The following is a 17828-nucleotide window of genomic DNA, read 5'->3' as shown; positions in this document are numbered from 1 at the left end:
GGGGCGTCGCTCTTTAGAGCGACGCATCCACGCCTAGGGCCTCGACGGCTTTGCGCTGATAACCACCCGTTGCAAGAAGCAGGCTGCGCGAGTATTCATTGTCGACCTGCTGCGCGCGAATCTGCTCGACATCGAGTTCTTCGACAATCTCGCCGTTGCGCATGATCGCGACGCGCGAGCACAGAAAGCCGACCACGGCGAGATTGTGGCTCACGAGAATCATCGTCAGATTGCGCTCCTGATGCAGGCGCTTGAGCAGGTTCAGTATCTCGGCCTGCACGGAGACATCGAGTGCCGACGTCGGTTCGTCGAGCAGCAGCACGCGCGGCTCGACGATCAGCGCACGCGCAATCGCAACGCGCTGCCGCTGCCCGCCCGACAATTGATGCGGATAGCGAAAGCGAAACGACGCGTTGAGTCCCACTTCGCGAAGCGCATTGACGATGCGCTCTTCATGCTGCCCGATGCCATTGATGCGCAGCGGTTCGCGCAAGGTCTGATCGACAGTGAAGCGCGGATGCAGCGAGCCGTAGGGATCCTGAAACACCATTTGCACGTCGCGCTTGTTCGACTGTTCGCCTTGCTGTGCAATGCGCATCGTGCCTTCTGCAATGGGCGTGAGTCCGCTCAACGCGCGCAGGATGGTCGACTTGCCGGAACCCGATTCGCCGACGAGCCCAAATATCTCGCCTGGGGCGACATGAAAACTCGCATCGCGCACGGCATCGACGGCACCTGCCGCGGTCTTGAAGCGCACGGTCACTGCATCGACGTCGATCATGCGGAAGCTCCTTGAACGTCGTTGAGCCAGGCGGGATCGCGCGAAAGAACGGGCAATTCGGCGGGCGGATTGACGAGCGGCGGATTCGCGGCGAGCAGCCCGCGCGTATAGGGATGTTGCGCGTTCACGAGGTCGCGAGCAGCGCAGGTTTCGACCACACGCCCCGCATACATCACCACGACGCGATCGCAGAACGACATCACGAGAGGCAGATCGTGGCTGATGAAGATGAGGCCAGTGTCGTGTTTCGCGATCATCTCGTCGAGTACGGCGAGAACCTGCATCGACACTAAAACGTCGAGCGCGCTGGTCGGTTCGTCGGCGATCAACAGACGCGGGCCCGTCGATACCATCATTGCGATCATCACGCGCTGTCCCATGCCGCCCGACAGTTCATGCGGATACGAATCCGCAACGCGTTCCGGATTGCGGATATGCACGGCCTCGAGCGCGGCGACGATCTTCTCGCGCATCGCACGGCGGCCGAGCTTCGGATCGTGCAGCGCAAACGTTTCTCGCATCTGCTGCGCGACGGTCATCACCGGATTCAGCGAGTACTTAGGGTCTTGCAGGATCATGCCCATCTGCTGCCCGCATAAACGGCGGCGCTTGTCCGCCCGCATGGAGAGCAGATCCTGTCCGTCGAAGCGCAGCGCGTTAGCGCTGCAATGTGCGGCAGGCGGCAACAGCCCGAGCAATGCGCGCCCCGTCAGCGATTTGCCCGAACCGGATTCGCCGACGATACCGAGCCGTTCGCCCTTGTTCAGCGTCAGCGAAAGGCCGCGCACGGCTTCGTTCATCGAGCCGTCGTGAGCGCGAAAGGCAATGCGCAGATCGTCGATTTCGCACAGAGCTTGCTGCGTTTCGTTAGTGCCCATATCAGTCTCCATGCCGCGGATCGAAGACATCGCGCAAGCCGTCGCCGAGCAGATTGAACGCGAGGCTCACGAGCAGAATCGCGAAACCCGGTATCGTCGCGACCCACCACGAATCGAGCAGCACGTTGCGGCCCGACGCGACCATGAAGCCCCATTCGGGACTCGGCGGTTGCGCGCCGAGTCCGAGAAAGCCGAGACCCGCGACGGTCAGAATGATGCCCGCCATGTCGAGCGTCGCGCGCACGATCACCGACGACGAACACAGCGGCACGATATAGCGCAGCAGAATGCGCAAGCTCGACGCGCCTTGCAGCCGCGCGACGTGAATGAAGTCGGCCTGCACGAGCCGCAACGTTTCGGCACGCGCTAGCCGCGCATACGCGGGCCATGCGGTGATCGAAATCGCGATCACCGCATTGATCACGCCCGGACCCAGCGCGGCAGCGAAGGCCAGTGCGAGCACGATCTTCGGGAAAGCGAGCGCGATGTCCGTCACGCGCATCAGCACGTTATCGACCCAGCCGCCGAAGAAGCCTGCCGTCGTGCCGATCAAAAGACCAATCGGAACTACGACGACCACGACGAGTATCGCAATCGACAGCGTGAGCCGCGAACCGTAGATGATGCGCGAGAGTATGTCGCGGCCGAGTTGATCGGTGCCGAGCCAGTGCGATGCAGAGCCAGGCGGCAACAGGCGATCGGACAGCACTTGCCGCAACGGATCATGCGGCGCAATCCACGGGCCGATAATCGCGACGATCACAAGCAGCACCAGAATCGAAAAACCGAATACGGAAAGCGGATTGCCCGCAAAGCGCCGCCAACGTCGATACGCGAGTCCGAGCGCGGCCTGTCTGCGCGACGCGGGCGTGTCCGTCAGCAGCCATTCCTTCCACGTGGGACGCGGCGCGTTCATCGGCCAGTCCTGCGTCGAACGGTCAACAGGGGGTCGCACGTCGAAAGTCTCCGTTGCATCAGCGGGCGCGCGGATCGAACACGCGATACAGCGCGTCGGTCAGCAGGTTCAACGCGATGAAGGTCATGCCGATCACGAGCGTGCTGCCGAGCACGGCATTCATGTCGGCGTTGAGCAGGGCGCCTGTCAGATACGAGCCGATGCCGGGCCACGCGAACACGATCTCCGTCAGCACCGAGCCTTCGAGCAAAAAGCTGTACGAGAGCGCGATCACGGTGAGCAGCGGCACGGCGATATTGCCGAACGCATGCACCCACACCACGCGCCGCTCTGACAGACCTTTCGCGCGCGCCGTCGTGATGTATTCCTGATTCAGCTGATCGAGCATGAACGAGCGCGTCATCCGGCTCAGATACGCGACCGAGTAATAACCGAGTATCGCGGCAGGCAACGCGATGTGCGATAGCGCGTTGAAGAACACATCCCATTCGCCGGCGATCAGCGAATCGATCAGCAGACTGCCCGTATGCGTATCGACCATGCCGTCGAACACGGGGTCGAGTCTTCCTGGTCCCGATACCCAGTGCAGCTTTGCATAGAACAGCAGCAGCCCCATCAACCCCAGCCAGAACACAGGCACCGAACTACCGATCAACCCGATAAAACGCGCGACGTGATCGATCCAGCGGTTATGCCGCGTCGCCGCAATCACGCCGAGCGGCACGCCAACCAGCACGCCGATGATCGTCGCCAAAGTGGCCAGTTCGAGCGTCGCAGGAAACACGCGCTTGATATCGTCGATCACCGGATTCGCCGTTAATAGCGACACGCCGAGATCGCCATGCAGCACGGCGCTCACGTAGATGAAGAACTGCTCGACGAGCGGCTTGTCGAGGCCGAGCTGAATACGCGCGGCCGCATAAGCGCTCGCCGAAGCCCGATCGCCGAGTATCGCGAGCACGGGATCGATCGGCACCTTGCGGCCGATCACGAAGGTCACGGCCAGCAGCCCCGTGAACGTGATCGCGAGCGTGAGTACCCAGCGCAGCACGCGCAGCGTCCAGCGCACGCCCGCGCTGCGCGTGGACGCAGCGCGGATTCGATCGATGGGAGTGAGCGTCGTCGACATGTCGCTATGCGCTTACTGCTTCTTCACATGCAGATACGACACGAGGTCGTTGATCGGGCCGACTTCGAGACCCGACACGCCCGGACGCATCGCCACTTGCGACACCTGCTGGAACATGATGACGAACGGCGATTTCGCGAGCATTTCCTTCTGCATCGTCTGATAGAGCTGCGCGCGTTTCGTCGTCGACGATTCGGCGAGTGCCGCATTGGTCTCTTTCGTCAGATCGGGAATGTCCCACGAATTGCGCCACGCGAGCATCTTGTACGAAGACTTGTCCGAGTTGTCGGGATTCCATGCGTAGCCTTGCGCGTTGCTGTGCGGGTCGATGTAATCCGCCGACCATTCGCCGATATAGATATCGTGCTGCCGCGCGCGATACTTCGCGAGCGTCTGCTTGTTGTCGCCGGGAATGATCTCGACCTTGATGCCGCCTTGCGCGAGATTCGCCTGCACGGCTTGCGCGATTTCGTTGTACGGATACGCGCTGCGCACGTCCATCGTCACGTTGAAGCCATTCGGCAAGCCGGCTTTAGCGAGCAATGCCTTCGCTTTCGCGACGTCCTGATGATACGGGTTGCTGTTCAGCGCGCCGAGAAAGCCTTCGGGCAGGAACGTTTCGTGAACCTTGAAGGTGCTCTTCGTCACGTTTTTCTGAATGCCGTCGTAGTCGATCAGCCACTTCATTGCTTCCTGTACTTCAGGCTTCGCGAGATTCGGGTTCTTAACGTTCAGGCCGAGATAGAGCAATGTCGCTTGCGGCACCGACGTCACCGTGACCTTGTTGCCCTTCGTGAGTGCCGCGAGATCGTCGGGGCTCAGATTGCGCGCGACGTCGGCGTCGCCGTTTTCGAGCAGCAGGCGCTGGCTCGACGCTTCGGGCACGTGCCGCAGCACGATGCGTTTCATCGCCAGCGGCATGCGGTAGCCGTCGAACTTCTGCAGAATGATGCTTTCGTTCGCGCTCCACTTCACGAGCTTGTACGCACCCGAACCCGCTTCGTTCGTGCGCAGCCATTCGTTGCCGAAGTCGTTGCCCTTCTGATGCGACAGCAGCAGCTTCTTGTCGACCACCGACGCCGGCCACGCGCCCAGCACGTTCAGCACGAACGTAGGCGCGTATTTCTGATCGGTCGTGATGCTGACGGTCGAATCGTCGACCTTCTTCACGTTTTGCAGCGCGTTGTCCTTCGTCAGCCCGATGCCTTGCAACACGGCCGCCGCGCCCTTGTCGAGCAGCACGCAGCGCTGGATCGACCATGCGACGTCGTCGGCCGTGAGCGGGTTGCCCGAGTGGAACTTGAGGCCAGAGCGGATCTTGAACGTGAACGTAAGTCCGTCGGGGCTGACCGTCCACGATTGCGCGACGTCGCCGTTGAATATCGACGGGTCTTTCAGATCGACGCGTACGAGTCGGTCGTACGTATTCGCGACATATTCTTCAGGCACCAGCTCGTACACTTCGCCCGGATCGAGCGTCGAGAATTCGTCGAGCGTGGTGGCGATCACCAGCATGTCTTTCGGCGTGGCCGCCAATGCGGTGCTTGTTGTCGTCATCGTAAGCGTCAGGGCCGAAACGACGGCCGCTGCCGCTAGCGCATTGCGCAGAACCAGATTCATACTCGCTCCGTATCGAGAGGGAACATGCGGGAAAAAGCGTGCGACTACATCAGTTTCAACGGGCCGCTGTCGTCGTTGTCGATGACAGGCAGCGCGCGCGAACCGGGTAATTCGTAATGCCACCACTCGCTGGCAATATGCGTAAATCCGGCTGCGTGCATGATGCCGAGCAGCAGCAGACGGTTACGCTGCACATGCTGCGGCAGTCCCTTGTGAAAGTGCTCGGACTCCTTGACCATCGCATCGAAGCCGGTACCCATGTCGAGTTCTTCGCCATTGCTGTCGATCAAGGTCAGATCGAGCGCCGTGCCGCGGCTATGGTTCGAACCGCGTCCAAGTTCCGCGATAAAGGTCGGATCGGGCAGAAAGTCCCACAGAACCTTTTGCGCTTGCGGCGGGCGGTACGCATCGAAAATGCGCAGCGTCATACCGATGCTGGCCGCGAGCTCGACGGCTTTGCGCAGGCCCGCTTCGGCGGGCGCGAGCAGCAAGCAGTGCGCTTCCTTATAGATCGGCTTGCCGGTGAAATTGTCGGCGGTTGCATAGGCGAGTTGCAGCTCGACGCGATGCGTTTGCGGCGTGATATGGATCAGTTGCGGTGTGTCGGTCATGAGATTCAAAGGTCGAATTGATCGAGTTCGCGCTGCAACTCGCGGTTGCGCGCGACGCGTTCGTCGATGGCGGGGCCGAGCCGTTCGACAATCGATGTCAGCAAGAGATTAAACATGCACGTGAGCGGCGCAAGCGAGTCCCAGAACTGGCCGACATCCGTCTTGACCTGGATCAGATCGCAAGCAAACTCGCGCGCCCAGGGGCAATACAGATCGGTGACGAGTGCAAAGGGCAACTCGCGCCGCGCCGCGGCTTCGCAATAGCGGCGCGCGATGCGCGAATAGGCGCGTGTGTCGGTGACGATCAGGTAAGGCGACGCGAACTCCGAATTGAGCGAGTCCACATACGAGCCGGACATGCCGTCGGAATAGAACACGCGCGGTCGCAGATATTCGAGGTAACTGTAGAACGCATTGGAGATGCCGCGCGTCGACTGGATGCCGAGGATGAAAACGGCATCGGCTTCGGCAATGCGCTGTGCAATGCGCGCGAAGGTTTCGCCTTGCGCGAGTTGATAGACATAGCGGATTGCGTCGACTTCGAGATCGAGCGAACTCGCGGGAGTTGGGTCGCTTACGTCGAGGCCGTTCGTGTCGCTGCTGTCGCGCTCACTGCGGTAAGCGTCGAGCCGGTCCGTGATGAACCACGGACGCGACTGCGCGCCGCGAAGTTCGCGCTTCAGGTCGTCGAGATTGCGATAGCCGACGCTGCGAAGAAAGCGTCCCACCGAAATGCCGCTCGTGCCCGTCTGCTGCGCGATCTGATCCGCCGTCTCCAGGCCGAGGCGTTCGAGATTCGCCAGCATATAGCTGGCGATCCGCTTGGCCGTGGGCGTGAGCGTCGCAAAGCTTGCTTCGACTGTGTGGGCGAACGCGGTGGACATCGAGTGTCGTTCCGAATGTTCTCGTTAGTTATCTGTCATTGGCCGGCAATCTGGTATCTATATGACAAGGACAATAAAGCCAGCGCTAACTTAATTTTTTTATCGGATTGTGTAATTCCATAGGAGAAGGATGCGCCGCGCATTGAATGCCATTCATCGATCAAGCGCTTTTGGCACCGCATCTTGCATGCGTTTCATCCTTGCGCCAGAAGGCTTGACCCTTCGCTGCTCGTTCATTCGAATGGCAGTAAGATCGCCTCCGCAGTAACAGGTTGACGCGTGTTGAGCACCGCGCGGCCTTCATTTCGACGGCATTGCCGTCCCGATTCCGCCTCCGGAGACTACGGCGCTTTGCGGCCGTGGCCGCTGGAAAACCCACAGTACGATCCGGCGGCGCGTCCCCGGAACTACCTATAAGTGTTGGAGGGCTAGACGTGAACAAGTTGACGACTGCTTTTGGCGCACCCGTTGTAGACAATCAGAACATTCAGACGGCCGGGCCGCGCGGCCCTGCGTTGCTGCAGGACGTGTGGTTCCTCGAGAAACTCGCGCACTTCGACCGCGAAGTGATCCCCGAGCGCCGCATGCACGCGAAAGGCTCGGGCGCCTTCGGCACGTTCACGGTCACGCACGACATCACGAAGTACACGCGCGCCAAGATCTTTTCGCAGATCGGCAAGAAGACGGAACTGTTCGCACGCTTCTCGACGGTTGCGGGCGAACGCGGTGCCGCCGATGCTGAGCGCGACATCCGTGGTTTTGCCGTGAAGTTCTACACGGAAGAAGGCAACTGGGACCTCGTCGGCAATAACACGCCTGTGTTCTTCCTGCGCGATCCGCTGAAGTTCCCCGACCTGAATCACGCCGTCAAGCGCGACCCGCGTACGGGCCTGCGCAGCGCCGAAAACAACTGGGACTTCTGGACGCAACTGCCCGAAGCGCTGCATCAGGTGACGATCGTGATGAGCGATCGCGGCATTCCGAAGACGTTCCGTCATATGCACGGCTTCGGCAGCCACACGTTCAGCTTCATCAATGCAGACAAGGAGCGCTTCTGGGTCAAGTTCCATCTGCATACGCAACAGGGCATCGAAAATCTTAGCGATGCGGAAGCGGCGGCACTCGTCGGTAGCGATCGCGAAAGCTCGCATCGCGACCTGTACGAATCGATCGAAAACAAGGCGTTCCCGAAGTGGACGATGTACGTGCAGGTGATGCCGGAGAAGGACGCATCGACGACGCCGTACAACCCGTTCGATCTGACCAAGATCTGGCCGAAGAAGGACTATCCGCTGATCGAAGTGGGCGTGATGGAATTGAATCGCAACGCGGAAAATCATTTCGCCGACGTCGAGCAGGCCGCGTTCAATCCCGCGAACGTCGTGCCAGGCATCAGCTTTTCGCCGGACAAGATGCTGCAAGGCCGCCTGTTCTCTTACGGCGATGCGCAGCGTTATCGCCTGGGCGTGAATCACAGCCTGATTCCCGTCAACGCGCCGAAGTGCCCGGTGCACAGCTATCATCGCGACGGCTTCATGCGCGTCGATGGCAACGCGGGCGGCGCGACGCCGTATAACCCGAACACGCGCGGCGAATGGGTCGATCAGCCGGATTTCAGCGAGCCGCCGCTGTCGATCGAAGGTGCCGCCGATCACTGGAACCACCGCGTCGACGACGACTACTTCTCGCAGCCGGGCAATCTGTTCCGCCTGATGTCGGCCGAGAAGAAGCAGGCGCTGTTCGACAACACGGCGCGTTCGCTGGCGGGCGTGTCGGAGCCGATCCAGAAGCTGCATATCGAGCACTGCACGAAGGCCGATCCCGCATATGGGCAAGGCGTGGCGGCTGCGCTGGAGTCGGTGAAGAAGGAAAGCGCGACGCCGAACCGCGCGCTGTAAAGCTTATCGTGTGACGGCGGTTGCCGTCTGCATCGAATCAGCCCCGAAGATCGAAAGGTCTTCGGGGCTTGTTGTTTCGACGCTGCGATTAGCCCAGCGACGCCACGAAAATCTTCGCGACTTCTTCGAGTCCACGCCGGTCTTCGTCGTCGAAACGTTCGAGCACCGGGCTGTCGATATCGAGCACGCCGACCAGTTCGCCATTCGCCTTTTGCAGCGGAATCACGATCTCCGAGCGCGATGCCGAATCGCACGCAATGTGCCCAGGAAACGCATCCACGTCCGGCACGACCTGCGTTTCGCGCGTTTGCGCAGCGGTGCCGCATACGCCGCGTCCCATCGGAATGCGCACGCAGGCGGGCTTGCCCTGAAACGGACCGACGACCAGTTCGCCGTCGAGCGCGAAATAAAAACCCACCCAGTTCAGCTGCGGCAGGCTGTGAAAGATCAGCGCCGACAGATTGGCCGCATTGGCGATCTGATTCGCTTCGCCTTCGAGAAGCGAGCGCGCCTGCGACGCCAGTTCCTGATAGAACTCGGCCTTGGGCAGCGCGGTATTGATGGTGGATTCGAACATCGGATGCACTCACGTTGATTTCAATGTATCCGTGATTTTCGCACCAACGCGCGAAATGTGACGGCAGGCTGCGCTTTATGCATGCGCTTTCGTCATACACGGTACAGAATACGATGGCTGAATACGCAACTGTCGCAGGCCAAACGAGGGAAAGCTGATGCGTACACCGTTCGCGAAGTTCTCCGCTGCATTCACGGCGCTTGCCGCGCTTTTCATTGCCTTGACGGCCGACGCGTGCACCCGCGCGCTATACGTCGGCGACGGCAATCTCGTCATTACGGGCCGCACGATGGACTGGTCCGAAGACATGATGTCGAACCTATGGGTGTTCCCCGCGGGCATCGAACGCGATGGACGCGCGGGCCCGCGTTCTCCGCGCTGGAAAGCGAAATACGGCAGCGTGGTCGTGTCGGGCTATGAAATAGGCAGCGTCGACGGCATGAACGAGCGCGGGCTGGTGGCGAACGCGCTTTACTTGTCGGAGACGGATTACGGCAAGCCCGACCCCACGCGCGCGCCGATGTCGATCAGCCTGTGGGCGCAATATGCGCTCGACAACTTCTCGACGGTCGCCGAGGCCGTCGACGTGCTCGGCAAAGAGCCGTTCCAGATCATCGCGCCACCGCTGCCGAACGGCAAGCCGCTCACCATTCATCTGTCGCTGTCGGACGCGAGCGGCGATTCCGCGATCCTCGAGTATCTGGACGGCAAGCTCGTGATTCATCACGGCAAGTCGTACAGGATCATGACGAATTCGCCGATCTACAGCGAGCAGCTTGCGCTCGATACGTATTGGCGCGGCGTCGGTGGCCAGACGTTTTTGCCCGGCACGAATCGCGCCGCCGATCGTTTCGTGCGTGCGTCCTTCCTGCTCGACGCGATTCCAAAGAAGCTCGATCCGAACTATATCGTCGGCGTGCCGAACCGCTCGTATGCATATCAGGCCGTGGCAGGCGTGATGAGCGTGATGCGTTCGGTCAGCGTGCCGCTCGGCATCAGCACGCCGGATCAGCCGAATCTTTCGTCGACGATCTGGCGCACCGTCGCCGATGAAACCAACCTCATCTATTACTTCGATTCGGCAACACGGCCTGACACGTTCTGGGTCGATCTGCACAAGCTGAATCTGAAGCCGGGCGCGCCTGTGCTCAAGCTCACCATCGACAGAGGCCAGGTTTTTTCAGGCGAGGTGTCGGGGCAATTCGTGCCGACGCCTTCATTCACGTTCATGCCGGCGAAAGCGTCGTGAGCGAAGATCATATGCCGATGAACTGCGCGAACTCGTCGAGCGGCGTGCGCTGCGCGCGCCACTGGTTGATCGCGGCGTTCGTGTCTTCATAGCCGATCGCCATGCCGCTGAACAGCATGCGGTCATCGGGCAGATCGAGAAATGCGCCGATCGTCGTCGGATATTGCGCCCAGCATTCCTGCGCGCAGCTATGCAGGCCCTCTTCGCGCAACAGCAGCATGATCGTCTGCATGAACATGCCGAGATCGGACCATTGCGGCGGGCCCATGCGCCGGTCGACGGTGCAGAAGAGCGCGAGCGGCGCGTCGAAGAACATGAAGTTGCGCGCGAACTGTGCAAGTCGCGCGGGACGGTTTTCGCGCGCAATGCCGATGCTGCGGTAAAGATCCTCGCCGACCTGAAAGCGCCGCTCGCGATACGGCGAATGCAGGCTCGGCGGATAGATGTCGTATTCCATCTCTTCGCCGCCGGGCACATCCGCGATGCGCTCGCGCATGATGTGCTTGAGACGCGCGAGCGCGTCGCCTCCCACCACATGGACATGCCACGGCTGCAGATTGCCGCCCGAAGGCGAGCGCGCGGCCGTCGCGAGCACGCGGCGAATCACGTCGGACGCGACGGGCGTAGGGAGAAACTGACGGACGGATTTGCGGCTGCTGACGGCTTCACTGACGTTCACGCTGTGCTCCTCGGGCAAGGCGTTGTGCATCTCACGTATCGACTCGATACCGATGATACAGGCGCTCGCCTGGCTCGCTCCCACACTCGCCGCGCTAAAGCTTCTGTAAGACTATGCCGTTAATGCGGGCGAATCAGCACGACCACACAAAAAACGGGGAGCCGCATTTGAACACGATGAAGCTGGCCACATCTTTCGCGGCAGTTGCCGCATTTGCAGCATTAGCCGGTTGCGTCACCAGCGAGCAGCAGATCGCTGCCGCGCCCACGAGGCCGCGTCCCGCCGTCGTCGCGGTGCAGCCGCCGCCACCGCCGCCCGCCGTCATCGTGCGCGCGCCGGCGCCCGCGCCGCAGCCTGTTTATGTCGCCGCACCGAGCGACGTGTACATCGCGGGTGTCGTGGATCGCGACGTGGTGTTCGTCGGCGGCAGCACGTATTTGTGGGTGGTCGGTCCGGACGGCAGGCGTCATCGGCATTTCTACGCGCGCGGCGACCGTCGCGCCGAAGTCTTCCGCCGACGCGAACATCTGCGCGTCGAAATGGCGCGTCACAACGGACATCCGCCCGTTCATGCGATGGCGCCGCGCCGCGACGAGCATCGGCCGCCCGCGCATCGCGAGCGGCCCGCGTATGCGCATCAGCCGAATCAGGCGCATCGGCCGGAGCGGCACGCGGAGCATGGACCGCAGCAAGGTTCCGCGCGCGTGGCCGAGCATCACGGCCACGATCAGGGTCCGCGCGATCACCGGCATCCGCCGCGTGTCGACGAAGCGCAGCAGCAGCATCGTCAGGGTAACGCGGGCTAGCGTCTATCATGTGAGGGGCCAGCCGCAACGCCGCCCGGGAGGCCTCTCATGAATCTCGCCAAACGTATCGCGTATCTGCGCATCGCGCTCATCTGCATCGGGCTGATCGCGCTTGTCTTCTTCTATCCGTTGATGATTCTCTGGCCGTCCGGGTGGACGTGGCATACGGGCTACTCGGACTACCCGCTGATGATCGTCGGCATCTACGCAACGCTCGGCGTATTTCTGCTGAACGCCGCACGCGATCCGCTCGAACATCTGAGTGTGATCTGGTTCACCGTGTGGTCGAGCGTTGTGCACGGCGCGATCATGACCGTGCAGTCGCTGATGCACGACGGACATCGCGGCCATCTGCTCGGCGACGTGCCCGCGCTGTTCATCGTGGCGATCGTGCTTGCGATGCTCACGCCGCGAGGTGAACAGGCACGCACGCTGCGCCGCGCAGCGTGGCTGAAATCACTTCCCTGAACCGTAGGCGCGCACGAAAAACGCAATCGTGATGCAGGCCGTCAGCAGCAGCGTGCCGTAGCGTATGACGTTCGCAGGCGCGCGCCGGCCCACCTGTGCACCGCCGTAGCCGCCTAGCGTGGCGCCGATCAGCATCACGATGGTTTCGGGCCAGTGCACCGCATGCGCGACGATGAACGCGACGACGGCCATCGTGTTGGCCGCGCTCACCAGCAGCGTGCGCGGCGCATTGAGCAGCTTGAGTTCGCGGCTGTCGAGCAAACCCCATATCGCCATCATCATGATCCCGACCGCGCCGCCGAAATAGCCGCCATACACGCCGAGCGCGAACTGGATCGCGAGCACGGCCGTTTGTCCCATGTGCCAGCGCTGCCGCATCCATTCGCCGAAGCGCCGGCCGAACGCGAGCGCGAGCGTCGCGATGAGCAGCAGCCAGGGCACGACGATATCGAAGGTCTTCGACGGCGTGAGCAGCAACAGCAGCGCACCGCACACGCCGCCGATCAGCGTCGTGACGAGCATCGCGCGCAGCGACACGGAGCCGATCGGCCCGAGCCCGTCGCGATACGCCCACGCGCTCGCGAGTCCGCCCGGATACAGCGCGACGGTGCTCGACGCGTTCGCCTGAACCGAAGGCACGCCTGCGGCAATCAGCGCGGGCAAGGTCACGAAGGAGCCGCCGCCCGCGAGTGCGTTCATGCCGCCCGCCACCAGCCCGGCGCCTGCTACAAGGAATAGATCGTTCATGCGACGCATCATAGCGGCGCGGCCTTCGCGGATACAATCGGGATTCTCCGATGCCAGCGTTCGCCTCAACCGAAGATGACCACGTCGCGTTTTGACCTCACCGATTTGCGGCTATTCCTGATGGTCGTCGAGCAAGGAAGCCTCACGCGCGGCGCACAGGCCATGCATCTTGCGCTCGCGTCCGCAAGCGAGCGCATCTCCGGCATGGAGTCGGCGCTGGGCACGGCGCTGCTCGAACGCACGCGGCGCGGCGTGCGCGCGACACCTGCGGGCGAGGCGCTCGTGCGTCACGCGCGGCTCATCGTCGGGCAGATCGAGCAGATGCGCGGCGAATTGCGCAGCTACGCGAAGGGCCTGAAAGGCCGCGTGCATCTGATGTCGAACACGGCTGCGCTGGCTTCATTTTTGCCCGAGCAGCTTTGCCGCTTCCTGACCGAGCATCCCGATCTTTCCGTCGATATCGACGAGCGCCCGAGCGCGGACATCGTGCGCGCCGTCGCCGAAGGGCGCGCGGATCTCGGCATCGTCGCGGATATCGCCGATCTCGCGGCGCTGCAAACGCATATGATCGCCGACGATCAACTGGTGGTCGCCGTGAGCCGCGCGCATCGCGTGGCGAACGAGGCGCGCGTCGCGTTCGCGGATATCGTCGACGAGCAGTTCGTGGGTCTTTCCGATGCGGCGCTTGAGCGGCATCTGACGGACCGCGCATCGCGGCTTGGCCGGCAGATGCAATATCGCGTGCGGCTGCGCAATGTCGCCGATCTTGGGCGCCTGATCGCGGCGGGCGTGGGTATCGCGATTCTGCCCGCTGCGTGCACGCAGCCGTTGCGCGATGCGGAAATCGTCGTGTTGCCGTTGTCGGAGGCCTGGACGACGCGGCGTCTGCATCTGTGCGCGCGGGACTTTGCAGCGCTCACGCCACACGCGCATGCGCTCGCGCAACAGTTGATGATGCGTGACAACTGACGTCAGGGCAGCGTGCCCGACGAGATCCTTTCGACGGGTTGCGCGTTATTGCGCAAGACTTCATTGAAGCGCCGCATATGCAGCGCGACGCGGCGCGCGTAGCCTTTGCCGCCGCCGCTATAACGCCACAGCGCGGCATCGATGTCGCCGCCCGATGCGTCCAGATAGCCGCGCAGAATCGACGAGCCGATGCGCACGTTGACGGCGGGATCGTCCAGTTCTTTCACGTTGACGAATGCGCGCGGATGCGCGGCGGGCAATACCTGCATCAAGCCGCGCGCGCCGAGCGTGCTAACTGCATGCGCATCGAAGCCCGATTCCACGGCCATCACCGACAACAGCAAAACGGGCGACATCGAATAGCGGTCCGCTTCAGTGAGAACGGCTTGCGCGATGGCGAGCGCATCGGCGGCGGAGACGCGGAACTGTGCGCGCAATGTCGCGACGATGTCGGCGGGCGAGGGGAGAAACGGCGTGCTGGTCGCCGCAGATACTTCGGGTGCGGGTTCCGCTTGCGCGTGCGTGAACGGCAGCGTGCTGCATAGCGCGAGGCTCGCCGCCATTAATGCGAGCCTCAAGAGCGTGAGCTTCCACCGCGCTCTCGCCAAGTCGTGTTGTTGTTCTTGCATATCGTCTGATACGAGCCCGGATGCAAGCACTCTAAAAACTTTGCCGTCGAGATTTTCAAAAGAAATTAGCGCCGCGCGTAAAGAGCGCGTAAACGCTAAAGCTGCGATTCGATCGGCAAAATGCCGAGAAACCAGATGCCCGCCTTGCGCAGTCCCGACACGTCCGGCTCGCTGTCGAGCACTTTCACTGTGCCGTCGGGCGCCGTGTCGATCCATACGATACTGCTCGTGCCATTCGGATTCGGCCGCAATTCGAGCCGCCATGCGATTCGATCGAGCGAGGGCTCCAGCGTGTCGACCACTTGCGCGGCCGCTGCCGCGCTTTCGCAGTACACGCCAATTTCCGTGTTGAGTTCGACGGAGCGCGGGTCGAGATTCATCGAGCCGATAAAGATGCTGTTGCGGTCGAATACATAGGTCTTCGCATGCAGCGACGCCTTCGACGAGCCGAACAGATGCTTCTTGTCTTCGCCTTTGTCGCTTGTCTTGTCTTCGGTGGCGGGCTTCAGTTCGTAAAGACGCACGCCCGCTTCGAGAAGCGCCTTGCGATAACGCTGATACCCCGCATGCACTGCGGCGACGTCGGTGGCGGCGAGCGAATTGGTCAGCACGGTCACGCGCACATGCTTTTGCGTGAGCCCCGACAGCCACGCGACGCCTTCTTTTCCGGGCACGAAATACGGCGAAACGACGAGCATCTGTTGCGTCGGCTGCAGGTCGAGCGCCTTGAACTGCGTCATCAGATGACCTTTCGAATCGCCCGGCGAACGCGTGATTTTCGCAGGGTCGTCGTAGAGCAGCGTGGCTTTGCCCCATGAAAACACGGCGTCCTGCGAATGAATGACGTGCGTGAGCTTCTCGCGCGCATTCACCACATAGGGATTGTTTTCTTCGGAGACGAGATAGGCGTCGAGTTTGCTGCGTGCCTCGGCGAGCGCGGCGGCGTCGGCCTTGCGGCCCATCAGTGAGTCGATCGGATACGACGCCGCGGAATTCCAGAACAGATCGAAAGCCTGCGAGACCTCGGGCACGATGGGGCCATGCACGAGCACATCGAGATCGCCGAATGCGACGTCGCTCGATGCGCCGAAGTACTCGTCGCCGATATTGCGTCCGCCGAGTATCGCGCCCTGGTTGTCCGCGATCATCGACTTGTTGTGCATGCGCCGGTTCACCCGAAAGAACTCGGCGGCCATGCCGAGCTTCTTGAACGTGCGGTTCGCGACGGGATTGAAAAGGCGGATCTGCACGTTCGGATGCGCGTCGAGCGCGAGCAACAGTTTGTCGTCGGCATTCGTGCCGAGATCGTCGAGCAGAATCCGCACGCGCACGCCGCGATCGGCGGCGCGCATCACGGCAGCCGCGAGTTCGCGGCCTGTCAGATCGTCGTGCCAGATGTAGTACTGCAGGTCGAGCGTGCGGTCAGCTGCTTCGGCGAGCACGAGGCGCGCCACGAGCGCATTGACGGCATCGGGCAGCAGATGGAACGCGGACTCGTCCGGATGCTGCTTTTCCTGCGGCGTGAACGCAACGCCGAGCCGCGTGTTCTGCGTGCCCGTGACAGCGTGCGTCTCGATGCGGTCCGCTTGCGGCGGCAAGCTCGCGCACGAAGTCAGCAAGGCGACGGTGAACGCCGCGAGAAGACTTCGTAGTGTGATCATGGCGCGCTCCGCATCTGCGATGCGCGTCAGATTAGCGGGACGGAACGCGCGTTACAAGTAGCGCTTGCCGTGCAGGCTGCGCGCGATCATGACGGGCGGAACGGGTAAGTGCGATTGAGCGTGGCTGTGCCGAGCAACGTGGCGAGTATTTCGACCACCATCAGCGGATCGATCGGCTTCGCGCAGACGCCGTCGAAGCCGCCGTCGCGCAGCTGCGCGTAGTTGTCGCCCGTTTCATAGGCGGTGTAGGCGAGCAGCGGCACGGATGCCGTGGCGGGCGACTCGCGCAACGTGCGCGCGACGGCGAGGCCCGACACGCCCGGCATCGCGATGTCGAGCACGATGCTGTCGGGATGCCATTCGTTCGCAATCTCCAGCGCGTCGCAGCCGTTGTACGCGACGCGTGTCTCGAAGCCGGCCGTGGCGAGAAACGCGGCGAGGGCGTCGGCGGAATCGATGTAATCGTCGACGATGAGGACGCGCGGCGGGATCGACTGGGCGATGAAGCGTGCCGCCGTCCAGACCTGACTTCGCGTTGGCGTGAAGGTTCTGCTGCGCATGTCTGCCCCCTGTTTTTCTCGCGCCGTATCCACTGTGCTATCGCTGCGTTGCCGCTGACTTGTAAGCGATCACAGCAACACCCATTCCATGCGTGTTTCATGCAACCGGTCCGGGGCGCGGTCCGCTTCACTTCGACATGTCCGAAAGCCACGCCCATATTGGCTCTGCGCGGATTGGACGGCGCAGCGATGGACTCACGCGGCGCGGTGCCCGCTTGTGTGCGAGCGGCCCGAACGCGCAAGCCAGTTATGCAGCGTTGCAGCTTTTTCATAGCGCATCGACGGTTGCATCGGCTGAAACGCTGGGCACGAGCGTGCGATGCAGCGCAAATGAAAGGCTAAACAGGCGCGTTGCCATGCTAGGATTCTTTCATCCGCCGGGATGAGGCCCAGACCCGCATTGCATCGCACTTTCTTCGCTAATGGAGGCTTGCCATGCATTTCGACTACAAGGGATTCCATATCGACTGCCGGGCGAGGCACGACGAAGATGGTCATTACGTCGCCCAGGCCAAACTCACTCGCGCGGCGACGCCGAACACGCCCGCCGAAGTCCATCAATCAGGCGACATCGATTCATTCGTCGACGAATCCGACGCCATGACGTGCGCGCGCACCTGGGCGATCGAATGGATCGATGAGAACTGGGACTAGCCGCCCTATTCGCTGCGCATATCGCAGAGCGCCGCTTCAGGCGTCTTTTGCCGGGATTTCACCAAACGCATCGCGCGCCGCGAGGGGTAGTCGCGCGAACGTCGGCTTACAT

Annotated in this window: 19 protein-coding genes; 6 read left to right on the top strand and 13 right to left on the bottom strand. The window is 62.1% G+C overall.

Annotation, left to right across the window (positions count from 1 at the left end; genetic code table 11):
• Positions 1–13: 13 nt before the first annotated feature.
• From QEN71_RS15595 to sapR, 7 genes are read right to left on the bottom strand one after another with little or no spacing between them, the layout of a single operon-like run.
• On the bottom strand, positions 14–781 hold the full coding sequence (locus tag QEN71_RS15595; RefSeq protein ID WP_201648606.1) for an ABC transporter ATP-binding protein: 768 nt from the start codon (positions 779–781) through the stop codon (positions 14–16).
• Positions 778–1659, bottom strand: a complete 882-nt coding sequence (locus QEN71_RS15590; RefSeq protein ID WP_201648607.1) for an ABC transporter ATP-binding protein — start codon at positions 1657–1659, stop codon at positions 778–780. The genes QEN71_RS15595 and QEN71_RS15590 overlap by 4 nt, the downstream gene beginning before the upstream one ends.
• Position 1660: 1 nt before the next feature.
• Positions 1661–2575, bottom strand: coding sequence for a nickel transporter permease (gene nikC / locus QEN71_RS15585; RefSeq protein WP_201648683.1), 915 nt, complete (start codon positions 2573–2575; stop codon positions 1661–1663).
• Between the two features lie 58 nt (positions 2576–2633).
• Entirely contained in the window at positions 2634–3704 is a 1071-nt protein-coding gene (locus QEN71_RS15580) for an ABC transporter permease (RefSeq protein ID WP_201648608.1), read from the bottom strand.
• 12 nt (positions 3705–3716) lie between these two features.
• Positions 3717–5324, bottom strand: coding sequence for an ABC transporter substrate-binding protein (locus tag QEN71_RS15575; RefSeq protein ID WP_201648609.1), 1608 nt, complete (start codon positions 5322–5324; stop codon positions 3717–3719).
• Positions 5325–5368: 44 nt separating this feature from the next.
• Positions 5369–5935: a D-alanyl-D-alanine dipeptidase gene (gene ddpX, locus QEN71_RS15570; RefSeq protein ID WP_201648610.1), complete on the bottom strand. Its 567-nt coding sequence runs from the start codon at positions 5933–5935 to the stop codon at positions 5369–5371.
• Between the two features lie 5 nt (positions 5936–5940).
• Complete coding sequence (sapR, locus tag QEN71_RS15565; protein WP_201648611.1) at positions 5941–6819, bottom strand: sap1 transcriptional regulator SapR; 879 nt, start codon at positions 6817–6819, stop codon at positions 5941–5943.
• 434 nt (positions 6820–7253) lie between these two features.
• Here sapR and QEN71_RS15560 point away from each other — a divergent pair, with 434 nt between their 5' ends.
• Complete coding sequence (locus QEN71_RS15560; protein ID WP_201648612.1) at positions 7254–8717, top strand: catalase; 1464 nt, start codon at positions 7254–7256, stop codon at positions 8715–8717.
• A gap of 88 nt (positions 8718–8805) precedes the next feature.
• Here the strand turns inward: QEN71_RS15560 and QEN71_RS15555 are convergent, their stop codons facing one another.
• Positions 8806–9294, bottom strand: a complete 489-nt coding sequence (locus QEN71_RS15555) for a GAF domain-containing protein (RefSeq protein ID WP_201648613.1) — start codon at positions 9292–9294, stop codon at positions 8806–8808.
• Positions 9295–9451: 157 nt separating this feature from the next.
• Between QEN71_RS15555 and QEN71_RS15550 the strand changes: the two genes are divergently transcribed.
• Positions 9452–10543, top strand: a complete 1092-nt coding sequence (locus QEN71_RS15550; protein WP_201648614.1) for a linear amide C-N hydrolase — start codon at positions 9452–9454, stop codon at positions 10541–10543.
• Between the two features lie 7 nt (positions 10544–10550).
• Here QEN71_RS15550 and QEN71_RS15545 read toward each other — a convergent pair whose 3' ends face one another.
• Entirely contained in the window at positions 10551–11222 is a 672-nt protein-coding gene (locus tag QEN71_RS15545) for a nitroreductase (protein WP_201648615.1), read from the bottom strand.
• Between the two features lie 176 nt (positions 11223–11398).
• Between QEN71_RS15545 and QEN71_RS15540 the strand changes: the two genes are divergently transcribed.
• A complete protein-coding gene (locus QEN71_RS15540) occupies positions 11399–12028 on the top strand; it encodes a hypothetical protein (RefSeq protein ID WP_233471703.1) in 630 nt (209 codons plus the stop codon).
• Between the two features lie 48 nt (positions 12029–12076).
• Positions 12077–12496 (top strand): DUF6632 domain-containing protein, encoded by a 420-nt coding sequence (locus tag QEN71_RS15535; RefSeq protein WP_201648617.1) that lies wholly within the window; start codon positions 12077–12079, stop codon positions 12494–12496.
• Here QEN71_RS15535 and QEN71_RS15530 read toward each other — a convergent pair.
• Positions 12485–13243 (bottom strand): sulfite exporter TauE/SafE family protein, encoded by a 759-nt coding sequence (locus tag QEN71_RS15530; protein WP_201648618.1) that lies wholly within the window; start codon positions 13241–13243, stop codon positions 12485–12487. The two genes, QEN71_RS15535 and QEN71_RS15530, sit on opposite strands and share 12 nt — an antisense overlap.
• 75 nt (positions 13244–13318) lie before the next feature.
• Here QEN71_RS15530 and QEN71_RS15525 point away from each other — a divergent pair, with 75 nt between their 5' ends.
• On the top strand, positions 13319–14212 hold the full coding sequence (locus tag QEN71_RS15525) for a LysR family transcriptional regulator (RefSeq protein ID WP_201648619.1): 894 nt from the start codon (positions 13319–13321) through the stop codon (positions 14210–14212).
• A 2-nt stretch (positions 14213–14214) separates the two neighbouring features.
• Here the strand turns inward: QEN71_RS15525 and QEN71_RS15520 are convergent, their stop codons facing one another.
• The 3 genes from QEN71_RS15520 to QEN71_RS15510 form a co-directional block, all read right to left on the bottom strand.
• Positions 14215–14790 carry a lytic transglycosylase domain-containing protein gene (locus QEN71_RS15520; RefSeq protein WP_223957030.1) on the bottom strand — a complete coding sequence of 192 codons (576 nt, stop codon included), beginning with the start codon at positions 14788–14790 and terminating at the stop codon, positions 14215–14217.
• Positions 14791–14936: 146 nt separating this feature from the next.
• Positions 14937–16502 (bottom strand): phospholipase D family protein, encoded by a 1566-nt coding sequence (locus QEN71_RS15515; RefSeq protein ID WP_201648620.1) that lies wholly within the window; start codon positions 16500–16502, stop codon positions 14937–14939.
• Positions 16503–16588: 86 nt separating this feature from the next.
• Positions 16589–17062: a response regulator gene (locus QEN71_RS15510; protein WP_201648621.1), complete on the bottom strand. Its 474-nt coding sequence runs from the start codon at positions 17060–17062 to the stop codon at positions 16589–16591.
• A gap of 435 nt (positions 17063–17497) precedes the next feature.
• Between QEN71_RS15510 and QEN71_RS15505 the strand changes: the two genes are divergently transcribed.
• On the top strand, positions 17498–17716 hold the full coding sequence (locus tag QEN71_RS15505) for a hypothetical protein (RefSeq protein WP_201648622.1): 219 nt from the start codon (positions 17498–17500) through the stop codon (positions 17714–17716).
• Positions 17717–17828 lie beyond the last annotated feature (112 nt).

Source organism: Paraburkholderia sabiae, assembly GCF_030412785.1.
GTDB classification, from domain to species: Bacteria; Pseudomonadota; Gammaproteobacteria; order Burkholderiales; family Burkholderiaceae; genus Paraburkholderia; species Paraburkholderia sabiae.
Note: the sequence above shows the minus strand (reverse complement) of the source record. Positions and strands in the feature narration are given on the sequence as shown.